The 13,688-nt window shown below is 67.4% G+C and carries 14 protein-coding genes and 1 pseudogene; 5 read left to right on the top strand and 10 right to left on the bottom strand.

Annotated features, from left to right (window positions below):
- Positions 1-4 precede the first annotated feature (4 nt).
- The 8 genes and pseudogenes from ACLNEE_RS14990 to ACLNEE_RS14955 form a co-directional block, all read right to left on the bottom strand.
- Complete coding sequence (locus tag ACLNEE_RS14990; RefSeq protein WP_412007284.1) at positions 5-808, bottom strand: TylF/MycF/NovP-related O-methyltransferase; 804 nt, start codon at positions 806-808, stop codon at positions 5-7.
- Between the two features lie 153 nt (positions 809-961).
- A complete protein-coding gene (locus ACLNEE_RS14985) occupies positions 962-2,854 on the bottom strand; it encodes an ABC transporter ATP-binding protein (protein ID WP_411423662.1) in 1,893 nt (630 codons plus the stop codon).
- Between the two features lie 206 nt (positions 2,855-3,060).
- Positions 3,061-3,228, bottom strand: a complete 168-nt coding sequence (locus ACLNEE_RS14980; protein WP_412007287.1) for a DegT/DnrJ/EryC1/StrS family aminotransferase — start codon at positions 3,226-3,228, stop codon at positions 3,061-3,063.
- Positions 3,229-3,292: 64 nt separating this feature from the next.
- Positions 3,293-3,508, bottom strand: a pseudogene (locus ACLNEE_RS14975) (DegT/DnrJ/EryC1/StrS family aminotransferase); the annotation flags it as partial.
- 281 nt (positions 3,509-3,789) lie between these two features.
- The gene (locus tag ACLNEE_RS14970; RefSeq protein WP_412007283.1) at positions 3,790-3,975 is read right to left on the bottom strand and encodes a type II toxin-antitoxin system RelE family toxin; all 186 of its coding nucleotides are present in this window, start codon (positions 3,973-3,975) and stop codon (positions 3,790-3,792) included.
- A 46-nt stretch (positions 3,976-4,021) separates the two neighbouring features.
- Positions 4,022-4,243 carry a ribbon-helix-helix protein, CopG family gene (locus ACLNEE_RS14965; protein ID WP_411423665.1) on the bottom strand — a complete coding sequence of 74 codons (222 nt, stop codon included), beginning with the start codon at positions 4,241-4,243 and terminating at the stop codon, positions 4,022-4,024.
- 260 nt (positions 4,244-4,503) lie between these two features.
- A complete protein-coding gene (locus ACLNEE_RS14960; protein WP_411423666.1) occupies positions 4,504-4,815 on the bottom strand; it encodes a dual specificity protein phosphatase family protein in 312 nt (103 codons plus the stop codon).
- Between the two features lie 55 nt (positions 4,816-4,870).
- Positions 4,871-5,224: an SLBB domain-containing protein gene (locus tag ACLNEE_RS14955; RefSeq protein ID WP_411423667.1), complete on the bottom strand. Its 354-nt coding sequence runs from the start codon at positions 5,222-5,224 to the stop codon at positions 4,871-4,873.
- A 133-nt stretch (positions 5,225-5,357) separates the two neighbouring features.
- Here ACLNEE_RS14955 and ACLNEE_RS14950 point away from each other — a divergent pair, with 133 nt between their 5' ends.
- Positions 5,358-5,630, top strand: coding sequence for a hypothetical protein (locus tag ACLNEE_RS14950; protein ID WP_412007282.1), 273 nt, complete (start codon positions 5,358-5,360; stop codon positions 5,628-5,630).
- 47 nt (positions 5,631-5,677) lie between these two features.
- Positions 5,678-5,920, top strand: coding sequence for a hypothetical protein (locus ACLNEE_RS14945; RefSeq protein WP_412007281.1), 243 nt, complete (start codon positions 5,678-5,680; stop codon positions 5,918-5,920).
- A gap of 61 nt (positions 5,921-5,981) precedes the next feature.
- On the opposite strand, the gene ACLNEE_RS14940 is transcribed toward ACLNEE_RS14945, so the two are convergent.
- Together ACLNEE_RS14940 and ACLNEE_RS14935 are read right to left on the bottom strand one after the other, a co-directional pair.
- On the bottom strand, positions 5,982-6,443 hold the full coding sequence (locus ACLNEE_RS14940; RefSeq protein WP_411423670.1) for a protein-tyrosine phosphatase family protein: 462 nt from the start codon (positions 6,441-6,443) through the stop codon (positions 5,982-5,984).
- Between the two features lie 17 nt (positions 6,444-6,460).
- A complete protein-coding gene (locus ACLNEE_RS14935; protein ID WP_411423671.1) occupies positions 6,461-7,717 on the bottom strand; it encodes an SLBB domain-containing protein in 1,257 nt (418 codons plus the stop codon).
- 536 nt (positions 7,718-8,253) lie between these two features.
- On the opposite strand from ACLNEE_RS14935, the gene ACLNEE_RS14930 reads away from it, so the two are divergent.
- From ACLNEE_RS14930 to polA, 3 genes are all read left to right on the top strand, one after another.
- Positions 8,254-9,444: a hypothetical protein gene (locus tag ACLNEE_RS14930; RefSeq protein ID WP_412007280.1), complete on the top strand. Its 1,191-nt coding sequence runs from the start codon at positions 8,254-8,256 to the stop codon at positions 9,442-9,444.
- A gap of 67 nt (positions 9,445-9,511) precedes the next feature.
- Positions 9,512-10,405, top strand: a complete 894-nt coding sequence (locus tag ACLNEE_RS14925) for a hypothetical protein (protein ID WP_411423674.1) — start codon at positions 9,512-9,514, stop codon at positions 10,403-10,405.
- 60 nt (positions 10,406-10,465) lie between these two features.
- The gene (gene polA / locus ACLNEE_RS14920; RefSeq protein WP_411423675.1) at positions 10,466-13,525 is read left to right on the top strand and encodes a DNA polymerase I; all 3,060 of its coding nucleotides are present in this window, start codon (positions 10,466-10,468) and stop codon (positions 13,523-13,525) included.
- Positions 13,526-13,688 lie beyond the last annotated feature (163 nt).

Below are 13,688 nucleotides of genomic sequence, written 5' to 3'. Positions count from 1 at the left end.
TTTACTATCTCTTAATGAGCAACCTTGCTGCGTGATCAATACGATTGAACAATATCGGCTGCCCCATAAAAAACTCATCAACAGCCTTTTTCTGGCCTTGCCAATGGCCATAATCATCCACAATTAGCACTCCGCATTGCGCAAGCAAGGGATAGAGATATAGCAATTCCTGCTTTGTTGATAAATAAAAGTCAGTATCAAGTCGAAGCAGAGAGATCGCCCCCGGAAGAACCCTTGGCAGGGTTTCCTCCACATTGCCCTTGACGAAATGTATCTTATTCTCAGGATATCCAGTTCCAAGAACATTCTCCCTAACTTCCTCTAGCGGAGCGTAACACCACTTATTGTGGCCCTGTCCAATATTGTCTTTCCACCTAGGCAAAGCGCCCTCACCTGCGTAGTCTACGTCATGCTTCGATGGCATAGGCAAGCCAGCAAAAGTGTCATACAGATAAATTTCTCGGTCGCATACACCAAGCTCAAGCAATGTATAGATTGCTTGCATTATGCTCCCGCCACGCCAAACCCCACATTCCACTATCGATCCGATAACATCCGCCGCCACAAGGTATTCAATGCTTTTGTAAATCGAATACATGCGCTCGATGGAGGTCATCGTGAAGCGCTCGCATTGAGAATATATAGACATAAATCTGTTGTCGACGCGAATATCCACCTCTTCTTCCTCAAGAAGCAGTTTTAAATGCTTTACGCTTGAAATCTCAGGATATCGACGCTTCGCCCACTGATCCAACACGCTTTCATGAATTATATGATATCCACGAGACTCTAGCAACCGAAAAACCACTTGTCTAAGCATTGGCTTTGTCCAGGCTTTGCGTTTTCAAGTTCCAAGGTCACCGGGGAAGACTCCTGCACACTCTCGCAGAAGCCATTCACTTGAAGCAAGTTTAGAACGAAAAGGAGTAAGGGGATTGGATTAAATCAACAGGTGCCATAGTCACTTAAACTCTCGTCGAGTCTCTTGCCCCCCAGTCTCAGCCTGCTGGGCCCAGGCTCGGGCATAGCCCCCCCCCCGGGCGAACAGTTCGGCATGGATGCCGCGCTCCAGCACCTGGCCGCGATCCAGCACGAGGATCTGATCGGCCTTCACGATCGTGCTCAGCCGGTGGGCGATCACCAGCACCGTGTGCTCCCGTTCGAACGCCTCGATTGCCTGCTGCACCAGCCGCTCACTGGCCGAATCCAGAGCGCTGGTGGCCTCATCCAGGATCAGCAGCTCCGGATCCCGCAGAAACGCCCGCGCCAACGAGATCCGCTGCCGCTGGCCGCCGCTGAGCCGGTAGCCCCGCTCACCGATCAGGGTGTCGTAGCCCTCGGGCAGCTCCTCGATGAAGCCAGCCGCCTGAGCGCGCGCTGCCGCGGCCGCGATCGCCTTCCGGTTGGCACCCAGGCAACCGAAGCCGATGTTCTCGGCCAGGGTGGCATTGAACAGAAACGTGTCCTGGCTCACCACACCCAGCCGCCGCTGCCAGCTGGCCAGATCCAGCTCACGCAGATCCACACCATCGATCAGGATCCGGCCCTCCGTGGGCTCATAGAGGCCAGCCAGCAGATCGGCGATCGAGCTCTTGCCTGCCCCGCTGGCCCCCACCAGCGCCACCGTGCGACCCCGGTGGATCTCCAGATCGATGCCGCGCAGCACCCAGGGCCGATCGGATCCGTAGCGCAGGCCCACACCCTCGAGGCGGATGCCGTGCCGCAGCCCCGCAAACGGCACGCCGCCCAGTCGGCGGAACTGCTTGTCCTCGGATCTCAGGAAGTCATTGAGCCGCTCCAGGTTCGCCGCATTGGCGCTGAGGCTCGTGTAGGAGCCGGCGATGCCGCTCAGGGCCATGTTCAGCCGCTGCAGCGCCAGCACGAACACCACAAGGCTGGGCAGCACTCCTGAGGCGCGGGTGCCGAAAGCCAGCACGCTCACGATGGCGATCACGGCGATGGCCAGCAGGGGCAGCAGCTCACTGATCGGCGCGAGCACCGCCAGCAACAGCGCCTGGCGGTGCTGGGCCGCCTCCTGCTCTCCCAGCTGATCCTGAAAGTTGGCATCGGCCGCCTCCAGCCAGCCGAGGCTGTGCAGCAGCCGCAGCCCCTGGATGGTTTCGGTAAGCCGGCTGCTGATCACCACGCTCACCGCCGTGAGCCGGTCGGCCGTGCGACGGATGCGCGGCAACAGTTGCTTCTGCAGCAGCACCACCACCAGGGCGATGAGGGCGGCAGCCAGCAGCAGCCAGGGGGAGAGGCTGATCAGCACCGCCAGGTAGGTGAGACCCATCACCACCTGGCTGAACAGATTGTTCGTGGCCTGAATTTCGGTTTGCACCGTGCCAGGGGCAGCACCGGCCTGCTCGGTGAGGTCACCCACCCGGTAGCCGCTGGCGCAGGCGAAGCTCAGGGCGGTGATGCGGCTGTGGATCAGGCCGCGGATGCGGTGGTTGCAACGGGCCGTGAACCAGCCCACGCTCACGCTGTTGAGAAACTGCAGCAGCGCCTGGACCAGCTTCAGGGCCACCGCTAGCAGGATAAGCCCCACGAACAGCCGCGTGGGCGCCAGGCCCTCCAGCCAGGCCACCAGCGCCGGCAGCCCCGAGATCAACGGCTTGGTCTGCCAGTTCACCTGGCCGCCGCTGCCCTGGCCGAGCAGATCCACCGCCAGGAACACCGTGGCCAGGCTGGCCGCCTCCAGCACCGCCCGGCCCAGGTTGCAGGCCGTGGCCAGCAGCAGCAGCTTCCACTGATCCAGCGCCGTGCGCCGGATCAGCCGCGAGGCCGGCTCCTGGCTCAGCTGCACCCCCAGGGTGCGGGCGAGCTGGGGTAGCCAGACCGTTCGGTGCATGCGCAGAGGGGGGCTCGTGGGTGCCGGAGGTTGCGCTGCATCAGGCGATCAGCAGTCGCACTCTGCCGCGAGCTCAGCGTCGATGGCGGCCTTGCTGCGTGGCCTCGGCGAAGCCGGCTGGCTCAGCAGCCATGAGATTGCAGCACTGAAACCAGTGCTGAGCGGCGGTTCCGCCTGGGGCTCAGGCGGGTGGTCTGGGGATGAGGTCATCGGTCAAAGGCCCCATGGATGGCGCCGCAGATGCGTTCCACATCGGCCATGGCCAGGACGGGATAGATCGGCAGGCAGAGCACCTGCCGCGCCACCCGGGCCGCCACCGGATAGCGGGCCGGATCGGCGCTGGCATTGAAGCGGGAGTACTGAAACTCCGGAATCAGCGGGTGGAAGTAGCGCCTCGGCCACCGCCCGGCGCTCGGCGATCGCCGCCTCGATCACCGGCAGCTGGGCCAGCCCCACCGCCGCGTGCAGTTCGCTGATCTTGGCGTTGATGCCGTAGGCGGCCACCGTGAGCTCATCCACGAAGCCGAAGTTCTTGAGCCGGACGATCCGCTTCTTGGTCTTGGCGTCGGGGCTCACGATCCCCCCGCCTTCGAAGGTGGTGAACACCTTGGTGGCATGGAAGCTGAGGATCGAGAGATCGCCCTGCCTCAGCAGCTTCGTCACCTCCGCCAGCGGCGGCAGGTGCGGGCGGGTCACATAGACGGGGTCGTGACTGGGGTCGTCGGTGGGGTCGGTCATGGCGTCACTCCAGCACCAGCAGCTGCCCAAGCAGCGCCGGCCTGGGCGCCCGGACGCCAGGTGGCAGGCCCGTTGAATGAAATCTGCTCGCCGCAAGAGAAGGTCCTCCGACAGGCTGACGGATTCTCAGCCTGCAGACACCAGATCGGGTGTGCCTGCAGCCCGAAAAACGGTCATGCGGCGGCGGCAGCAACATCTCAGCGATAGACCTCGCGGCGATGGCCGATGCGCACCACCAGGATCACCAGTTCGCTGCGCTGCCATTCGTAGACCACGCGGTAGTGGCCCACACGCAAGCGCCGCAGGCCTTCGAATTCACCCTTGAGGGCAGAGCCCGCGGCAGGGGTGTCGCAGAGCAGGTCGATCGCCTCAACCACCCGCACGCGATCAGCCTTGGGCAGTGCAGCCAGCGCTTTTGCTGCAGAACGCTTAATCCGCAGCGAGCAGCGCATCGCGCACCTCAGCCCAGTCGAGAACGGGGTCGGCCGGGTCCTTCAGGGTTGCCACGCCGCAGCGCAGATCCTCGATGTCATCGAGGTAATACTCGATCGCCTGGCGAATGATGTCGGCACGGCAGCGGTTGAGCTGCTGGGCCGCCGCATCGAGCTCAGCACCAAGGGCATCGGGCAGCCGAGCCGTGACCTGAACCATGGGAACACCGCGAAGTTGCGGAGATGTCAGTGACATCATCCTAGGGCCGGAGGCCGTCCCGGGCCTGGTGGGGCTGGCGCTCCTGGCGGCTCAGGGGGAAGCCTCTCCACACGGCTTACTGATTTCGGGCGTTCGCAGGGGCTCGCTAGCCACACCTAGGGCGTCATGGCTGGGCGGACGCGAGCTGGGCTCCAACGTCTCGTTCCAGGCTCATTCAATCAGCATTCCGACGAATTGTCCGCGTTTGACGCCCAGGAATTTCAGGCGGCCAGGGCACCGGCCTGCCAGGCCCGCAGGGCCGCCAGCTGCTCCGCCTGGGGACGGCTGGCTGGATGCACCTCCCGCAGGTATTCCAGCGCGGCCTGCAGGTCCAGCCGCCGCTGCTGCATCAGCCAGGCCATCGCCACCAGCGGCGAGCGCTCCAGGCCCGCCTGGCAATGCAGGTACACCGGCCCTTCCCGCAGCAGCGCCTCCAGCGCCACCACAGCGGCCGGCAGCGGAAACGCTCCTCCAGCTGCGGCGGGGGGGGGAGCTTCCTCCCGTGAGCAGAGGCTCAGCACACCCTGCAGCACAGCTCCTGCTTCAGCACCCAGCTCAACCGGAACACCATCGCCGCTCGCCTCCGGATCAGTTGCTGCTGTCGAGCAGCCGGAACAGGGTGAGCACGTTCACCAGCCCACTGAGCGGATCGCTCACCGCCCGGATCGCATCGCTGCTCACCGCATAGCGGCTGCGCCCCACGATCACCGTATCGCCGTCCACCAGGGGGGGATTCTTGTCGGCGGAGACATCCTCGCCGTAGTCGAGCCTGAAGGTGCGGCGCATGGCGCTGCCGTTGCGGTTGATCCGCACCAGCTCCACGTTCTTCTTGTTGGCCCGCCAGTCCTGGATGCCGCCCGCCGCCAGGATCGCCTTCGTCAGCGAGGTGTTGGCCGGCAGGCTCAGGTTGCCCGGCGCCTTCACCTCACCCGCCACGTTCACGCGGATTGCGACCGTTGCCGCGGATCACGGACAACCCCTCCTGACCCGCACCGGAATGTCGGGGTTGCAAAGACCAGATGCGACAAAGCTGGAGTTTCAACTCGTAGCATGACGGCATGAAACCGCTGCAAGCATGAAAACCGTCAAGCGCGTTGGTGCCAGTGGGCAGATCTCGCTGGGCAAGGAGTTCGCCGGTCGAACCGTGCTCATCGACAACACCGAGCCCGGGGTCTGGGTGATCAAAACAGCCCAGACCATTCCCGACTCTGAGCTTTGGCTGCATCATCCGGAGGCTGCGGCGCGGCTCGATCGGGCGGTGACGGCCATGGCCCGGCCGCCGGAGGAAGCTGACCTCGATGCCCTTGAGCAGCACCTCCGCCGCGATCCTCACGGCAGCCGGTGGTGATTCGGCTCGACCTCAACAATCCAGAGTTTCAAGCCAACCTTCTCGGCTTGGCGAAACAGGAGGCCTGGGCTGTGCTCAAGACCCTGCGCCTGCTTCAGGCCATGAACTGGGAGCAACTTCAAAACAGCAAGGGGCTGCGCTGGGAGCTGATCCAAAGCCGCCAGGGACCTGGCGGTGAACGGCTCTATTCCTTGAGGATCAGCCGCAGCTGTCGCGCCGTGGCCTGGCGCGATGGCTCATGGCTGCGACTTCTGTCGCTCCATCCCGATCACGACTCGGCCTATCGCTGAGGGGGAATGGCGTGGATGGGAGCTCATTTGGCGCTTTGACCGCGTTGGTGGCCCAGGAGTTTCAGGCGGCCAGGGCGCCGGCATGCCAGGCCCGCAGGGCCGCCAGCTGCTCGGCCTGGGGGCGGCTGGCCGGGTGCACCTCCCGCAGGTACTCCAGCGCCGCCTGCAGATCCAACCGGCGGTGCCGCATCAGCCAGGCCATCGCCACCAGCGGCGAGCGCTCCAGGCCCGCCTGGCAGTGCAGGTACACCGGGCCCTCCCGCAGCAGCGCCTCCAGTGCCGTCACAGCGGCCTGCAGCTCGCCGGGCTCCGGGGCCCGGCCGCTGTGGCTGTCGGGCAGCACCAGCCGCCGGCAGCGGAAGCGCTCCTCCAGCTGCGGTGGTGGGGGGGCTTCCTCCCGCGCGCAGAGGCTCAGCACCCCCTGCAGCCCGGCGTTCTCGAGCAGGTCGAGATGGCGCGGCCGCTGCGGCGCCCGCCCCAGGGCCAGCTCCTGCTTCAGCACCCAGCTCAACCGGAACACCATCGCCGCTCGCCTCCGGATCAGTTGCTGCTGTCGAGCAGCCGGAACAGGGTGAGCACGTTCACCAGGCCGCTGAGCGGATCGCTCACCGCCCGGATCGCATCACTGCTCACCGCATAGCGGCTGCGGCCCACGATCACCGTATCGCCGTCCACCAGGGGGGGGTTCTTGTCGGCGGAGACATCCTCGCCGTAGTCGAGCCTGAAGGTGCGGCGCATGGCGCTGCCGTTGCGGTTGATCCGCACCAGCTCCACGTTCTTCTTGTTGGCCCGCCAGTCCTGGATGCCGCCCGCCGCCAGGATCGCCTTCGTCAACGAGGTGTTGGCGGGAAGGCTCAGGTTGCCCGGCGATTTCACCTCACCCGCCACGTTCACGCGGATGTCGGTGGGCGCCAGGGTGGTGGCGGCCACCTCCACGGCGGTCTCCACCGACTCCTCCTCCACCCGCTGCACCTTGATCGTGTCGCCGTCGAACAGCAGCGGGTTCTGGCCCTGGTCGCCGTCGCGCACCAGCGCCAGCAGATCCACCCGCGCCCGCTTGAAGCGGGGTGTGGTGCCCGGCATGCGGCGCTGCAGCGACACTGAGCGCAGATTGGCGGTGGGGGTGACGCCGCCGGCCTTCTGGATCGCGTCCACCAGGGTCGGCAGGCCGGTGATCGCCACGCCCACCTGGGTGTTGGAGGCCTCCGAGGTGGTGAGCGTGTACAGCCCCGGCCGCTTCACCTCCCCCACCAGCGCCACCCGCAGCGGCCGCGGCCGCGTCACGCTCAGCTGCAGGCTGGGGCGCTGCAGGTGCTGGCGGTAGAGCATCTCCAGCCAGAGGCTGGCCTGCGACAGGGTGAGCCCCACCAGCTCCACGTTGCCGACCAGCGGCAGCGAGGCGGTGCCGTCATTGAGGATGTCGATCGGGCCGCTCAGGTCCGAGGCGGCCAGGAAGCGCAGGTTGAGCCCGTCACCGGCTCCCAGGATGTAGGCGTCCTCCTGCACCGGAGGCTTCTGCTCCACCTCCTGCCAGCCCATCCCCCCCGCCGGTGCGGGCGCCGTGGCTGGCGTGGGGGCTGACGGGCGGGCCGGGGCCGGCCGGGGACTTGAACGTGGTGTGGCTACAGGCTGGGCCGGGGCCGGTTGGACGGGTGCTGGTTGCAGCGGAGCCGGTTCGATCTCCAGCTGCAGCTGGGCCCGCGCCGGGCCGGCGGGAAGCAGCAACCCGGCGCTCAGCAGCCCTGCCATCAGAGCGGAACGCCCCCGGGGGGGCTGGGCGCTCGCATGTATGACCATCGGGGCTGCAGGTACCGGCGGCATGGTGCCACGCGCGGGCAGCTCGTGCCGTAGCGACCCCTGCAGCGAGGAACTCATGAGCTCAGGACACGGCTGCGCCCGAGCCCCCGTGTCACGGCAAACGGGGGTCCGCCCGCCTGGCTGCAGGATTGGAGCCTGGGCTGATCTCTGGGCCGGGAGCCGCTCCCGCCTGAACCGAGGTCTGCCTGGGGACACAGGCCGGCGCCGCGCCACCACCCTGGCCGTCGGCCGACGGGGCGCCAGAGCCGGCTGGTGCCGCTTCGATCGCAAAGGTCATCTCGGCCCGCGCCGGGGAAGCGGCCAGCAAGAGGCCAGCCGCCAGGGCAGGCAACAGCCGCGCCGCCAGCAGGACAGGGCCGGACCGGGAATGGACGGCGGCGTGCATCGACGGTTGCTGGGACAGCTGCTGGGGCGTCCGGAATCGTGCCACACCCCAAGGGGCCATGGGGTAGCGACGCCGGCAGCAGCAGCTTCCCACCATCGATACATTGGCGCAGTTTCTGTAAGCCCTCCGCGTGGCCGCCCGGGTGCCCGTTTCCTCCCTGGCACCCCTGGCGCTCCTGGCCACGCTGCTGCCCCAGCTGCTCGCACCCCCCGCGGCCGCTGAGCCCGTGGCCACACCCCTGGTCTGGGAAGCGGTGCCGGGCCCGTCAGACGCCCCCGCGCCCTCGGCCCTCCGCTGGCAGCCGGTGCCGTCAGGCGGCGCGCCCAGCCCCCCGGTCATGGCGCCCATGCTCACCACGACCACCACGGCCACGGCCCCTGCCCTGCGCTGGTCGGTGGTGCCGGACGACGAAGTCATCACCCCGCAGATGGCGGCCGAGAGCCAGCCCCCCGATCCCCCCGAACTCGCTGAGGAGAAACCTCCCGCCATGCCGGAGGTGCGCAACCTCGCCCGCGGCATCACCGTGAACGGCGATCCCTTCCCGGACATCGCCCTGCAGGTGCCCAACGGTTTTGCGGCGGATCCGGAGTTCCTCGTGTCCACCACGCTCCTGGGCGTGACCCGCACCCGCAGCTGCAACACCGCCAACGTCGAGGACAGCCTCGATTGCGCCGACATGGAAGGCGACATCTTCCTCACCCCCTTCCGCAGTGCCAGCGCCAGCCTCGGCTTCCAGTGGACCGTGCAGAGCCTCTCCGGCCGCAATGGGGGCACCTCCCAATTCTCCGCCCAGAGCCTCGGCTTTCGCGCCGCCGTGAACCTCACCCCCACCACCGGTCTGGCCTTCGGCGGCGAGCACATCGTGCAGCTCGACAGCAGCACCGATCTCGGCCGCAATTTCTATCTGGTGCTCTCCCAGGCCATCCCGCTGCGGGGTGGCCCCAACCCCTGGCTGGCCGTGAGCACGATGGGCATCGGCTCCGATTTCTTCGGGTATGGCGGCAACGGCGTGCTCGGCTCCACCAACTGCCTCAGCGGCAACAACATCAGCAGCCGCAACTACCCCGACGGCACCGATTGCTACTGGGGCCCGATCGGCTCCTTCAGCCTCGTCTTCGGCCGGCACCTGTCGATCGGCGCCGAGTGGTTCGGCTATGGCATCGGTGCAGGCCTTTCGGTGCGGCCCCTGCGCGACATCCCCTTCACCCTCTCGCTCTACGCCACCGATTTCCTCGGCAACACGCCCGACTACATCGAGGGCCTCTGCACCACTGACCCCTGCGAACCCCGCTACCTGGTGCGGGCCACGATGTCGTTCTGATCGGCTCGCAAGCTTGTCAAGCCAGTGATACTGGTTAGAACAATCAATCCCCCCGCACGCGCCGTCCATGCGCTTCGTTGTACCTGTGGCCGTGGCGACCGCAGCGGCGTTTGGGCTCCACACCCTGCCGGTCCGTGCCTTCCCCGGGGCCGCCATCAACCTCGTGCGGATCGACGCCGAGGGCATCCAACCCCTCCCCGACATCACCCGCGCCATCGACGCCTCCGTGGCCGCCACGATCGCCGCACGACAGCAGCGCAGCCAGGACAACCTTTCAGCCACCGCCGGGACCACAGCCGAAACCACCCCTGAGGCTCCTGTCAGGTCCACGGAACTGAGCCAGCTCCCGGCCGGAGGACCCAGCGGTTCCGCCCCCCCAGGCAGTGCCAGCACCGCGGCCATGCCCGAGGACATCGTCTTCCTCCTCTCCGGCGAAGACGACCTGGAGCTCACCCTCGCCAAACCCCTGCCCGCCAACGCCTCCGGGCCGATCCTGATCCGCGTCAGCGATACCGCCAGTGGGGGCGAAGGGCCGATCGTGGAGCGCATCCCCGTCACCTCGCCGCGCGTCTTCCTCTCCGACGATCGCCTCTTCATCTCGATCGATCCCGAGGCCCCGATCAGCACGGGGAGCATCGCGAGCGTGACCCTCCCCACGGCGCCGGGTGGCGCGCCGCCGCAGCTGATCAGCCCCAACCGCTTCCGGGTCGCGGAACCCGCCGTGGCGATGGAGCGCAAGGCCGCGCCCTGCCCGATCATCCCGCCGATCTCCTCCGCCGCGACTGCAGCCAGCTCCACGGCAGCCGCCAGTTCGGCTGCCGCCGCCGGTGCCGCCGCCGCCGCTCCGGCCTGGCTGGTCCCGGCGCTGCTCGCCGGCCTGGCCGCCATCGCCGTGGGGGCGGTGGCGATCGCCGGATCCAGGGGCGGCGGCAATGCCGGCACCGCCGCGGTCTCGAGGTAAGGCCGGCACCGTCCGGGTCTCGAACCGAACCCAACCCCTCTGCCAGGCTGGGGCCCAGCCATGGCAAGGACATCCGTGACGGCAGCAACAGCACCCACCGGCACGAAGCCGCTGCTGTTGCTGATCGACGGCCACTCCCTGGCCTTCCGCAGCTTCTACGCCTTCAGCAAGGGCGGTGAAGGGGGCCTGAGCACCGCGGCCGGCGTGCCCACCTCGGTGACCTACGGCTTTCTCAAGGCCCTGCTGGACCACTGCAAGGGGCTCGCCCCCCAGGGGCTGGTGGTGGCCTTCGACACGGCCGAACCCACCTTCCGCCACGACGCCGACGCGGCCTACAAGGCCCACCGCGACGAGGCCCCCGAGGCCTTCTTCGAGGACCTGGCCAACCTGCAGCGCATCCTGCAGGAGAACCTCGACATCCCCCTCTGCATGGCGCCGGGGTACGAGGCCGACGACGTGCTCGGCACCCTGGCCAGCCGCGCGGCATCCGATGGCTGGCGGGTGCGGATCCTCTCCGGCGACCGCGACCTCTTCCAGCTGGTGGATGACCAGCGCGACATCGCCGTGCTCTACATGGGGGGCGGCCCCTACGCAAAGAACGCCGGGCCGGTGGAGATCCGCCGCGAGGGCGTGATCGCCAGGCTGGGCGTCACCCCCGAAGAGGTGGTGGACCTCAAGGCCCTCACCGGCGACAGCAGCGACAACATCCCCGGCGTGAAGGGGGTCGGCCCGAAGACGGCGATCAACCTGCTGAAGGCCTTCGAGCACCTCGATGGGGTCTATGCGGCCCTGGAGGCGCTGGAGCAGGCGGGTCCGAAGGCCAAGGATCCCCGCGGGGTGCTCAAGGGGGCCCTGATCGGCCGGCTGCAGGACGACCGGGAGAACGCCTTCCGCTCGCGCATGCTCGCCGAGATCCTGGTGGACATCCCGCTGCCCGAGTCGCCCCGCCTGCAGCTCGGGGCCGTGGACACCGAGGGGCTGCGCGCCAGCCTCGAGGCGCTGGAGCTCAGCAGCCTGGTGAGGCAGGTGGACCGCTTCGCCCAGCTGTTCTCGGCCGAGCCTCCCGTCAGCTCATCCGCCAACTCCTCCGGCAGCCAGCCCGGCTCGGCAACGGAGGCTGGGCCGCCGGCGACTGCGCCATCTGAGCTCGCTGAGCACTCTGAGCACTCTGCGGAGCCTGGAGCGCCCGCGCCTGATTCGGACAGCGATCCTGGGCCACCGCTGCTGCATCCCGAACTGATCACCACCCCCGAGGCGCTGGCAGCCCTGATGCAGCGGCTCGAGGGCTGCAGGGATCCGGCCGCGCCCGTGGCCTTCGACACCGAAACCACCGCGCTGAACCCCTTCCAGGCCGAACTCGTCGGGATCGGCTTGGCCTGGGGAGAGGAGCCCGGCGCCCTGGCCTACATCCCGATCGGGCACCACCCTCCGGCCGCGGACGATCTGCTCAGCGAGCCTCCGCCGGCGCCCGAGCAGCTGCCGCTCGATCAGGTGCTGACGGCCCTGGCGCCCTGGCTGGCCAGCCCCGCCCACCCGAAGACGCTGCAGAACGCCAAATACGACCGCCTGGTGCTGCTGCGCCATGGCCTCGAGCTGCAGGGGGTGGTGATGGACACCCTGCTGGCCGATTACCTGCGCGATGCCAACGCCAAGCACGGCCTGGAGGTGCTGGCGGAGCGCAACTTCGGCTTCACCCCCACGAGCTACGCGGAGCTGGTGCCGAAGGGCACCACCATCGCCGCCGTTCCCATCAGCGCGGCGGCGCAGTACTGCGCCATGGATGTGCACGTGACCCGGCGGCTCACGCCGCTGCTGCGCACCCAGCTGGAGCAGCTCGGCCCCGCCCTGCTCCAGCTGCTCGAGCAGGTGGAGCTGCCGCTCGAGCCGGTGCTCGCCCTGATGGAAGCCACCGGCATCCGCATCGACACCGCCTATCTGCAGGAGCTCAGCGCCAAGCTGGCCGCCACCCTGCAGCGGCTGGAGGCCGAGGCGCGGGCGGCGGCGGCGGTGGACTTCAACCTGGCCAGCCCCAAACAACTCGGCGAACTGCTGTTCGACACCCTCGGGCTCGACCGCAAGAAATCGCGCAAGACGAAGACCGGCTGGAGCACCGATGCGGCCGTGCTGGAAAAGCTGGAAGACGACCATCCCGTCGTGCCCCTAGTGCTCGAGCACCGCACCCTCAGCAAGCTGCGCAGCACCTACGTGGATGCCCTTCCCGCCCTGGTGGAACCGGAAACCGGGCGGGTGCACACCGATTTCAACCAGGCCGTCACCGCCACCGGCCGGCTGAGCAGCAGCAATCCCAACCTGCAGAACATTCCCATCCGCACCGAATTCTCACGGCGGATCCGCAAGGCCTTCCTTCCCCAGGAGGGCTGGAGCCTGGTCAGTGCCGACTATTCCCAGATCGAGCTGCGGATCCTCACCCACCTCTCCGGCGAGGAGGTGCTGATCGAGGCCTACCGGAACGGCGACGATGTCCATGCCCTCACCGCTCGCCTGCTGCTCGAGAAGGAGTCGGTGAGCCCCGAGGAGCGGCGCCTGGGCAAGACGATCAACTTCGGTGTGATCTACGGCATGGGGGCCCAGCGCTTTGCCCGCGAAACCGGCGTCAGCCAGGCCGAAGCGAAGGACTTTCTCAGCCGCTACAGGCAGCGCTACCCCAGGGTGTTCGCCTTCCTGGAGCTGCAGGAGCGACTGGCCCTGAGCCGGGGGTATGTGGAGACGATTCTGGGCCGGCGTCGGCCGTTCCAGTTCGACCCCGGTGGGCTCGGCAGGCACCTCGGCAAGGATCCGCTCAGCATCGACCTGGAGGTGGCCCGCCGCGGCGGCATGGAGGCCCAGCAGCTGCGGGCCGCCGCCAACGCGCCGATCCAGGGCTCCAGCGCCGACATCATCAAGCTCGCCATGGTGCAGCTCCACCGGAGGCTGCAGGAAACGGCCCTGCCCGCCAGGCTGCTGTTGCAGGTGCACGACGAACTGGTACTGGAGGCGGCCCCCGAGGCCCTCGACGCCGTGGTGACCCTGACCCGCGAGACGATGGAGCAGGCGGTGAGCCTCAGCGTGCCGCTGCTGGTGGAAACGGGCGTGGGTCCCAACTGGATGGAAGCGAAGTAAGCCTGGGCTGCCCAAAAATCCCCACAACAAAGCCACCCCAGATGGGGTGGCTTTGGCTCCGCCCCAGCCCAGCAGTCCTGCTTGGCCAGAAGGCGGTTGTGGAGGCGAATGTTTTACCTGGCATCGACCTATTTTCTCAGGGGGCTACCCCCCAAATATCGTC

It is taken from the genome of Aphanothece stagnina RSMan2012 (assembly GCF_046764815.1).
Classification (GTDB): Bacteria; Cyanobacteriota; Cyanobacteriia; order PCC-6307; family Cyanobiaceae; genus NIES-981.
This window is presented reverse-complemented; position numbering and strand designations above follow the sequence as displayed.

Coding starts and splice junctions, on each gene's coding strand:
- ACLNEE_RS14985 (WP_411423662.1), bottom strand. CDS start 2,854: ATGCACCGAACGGTCTGGCTACCCCAGCTCGCCCGCACCCTGGGGGTG.
- ACLNEE_RS14965 (WP_411423665.1), bottom strand. CDS start 4,243: ATGGTTCAGGTCACGGCTCGGCTGCCCGATGCCCTTGGTGCTGAGCTC.
- ACLNEE_RS14950 (WP_412007282.1), top strand. CDS start 5,358: ATGAAAACCGTCAAGCGCGTTGGTGCCAGTGGGCAGATCTCGCTGGGC.
- ACLNEE_RS14940 (WP_411423670.1), bottom strand. CDS start 6,443: ATGGTGTTCCGGTTGAGCTGGGTGCTGAAGCAGGAGCTGGCCCTGGGG.
- ACLNEE_RS14935 (WP_411423671.1), bottom strand. CDS start 7,717: ATGGTCATACATGCGAGCGCCCAGCCCCCCCGGGGGCGTTCCGCTCTG.
- ACLNEE_RS14925 (WP_411423674.1), top strand. CDS start 9,512: ATGCGCTTCGTTGTACCTGTGGCCGTGGCGACCGCAGCGGCGTTTGGG.
- polA (WP_411423675.1), top strand. CDS start 10,466: ATGGCAAGGACATCCGTGACGGCAGCAACAGCACCCACCGGCACGAAG.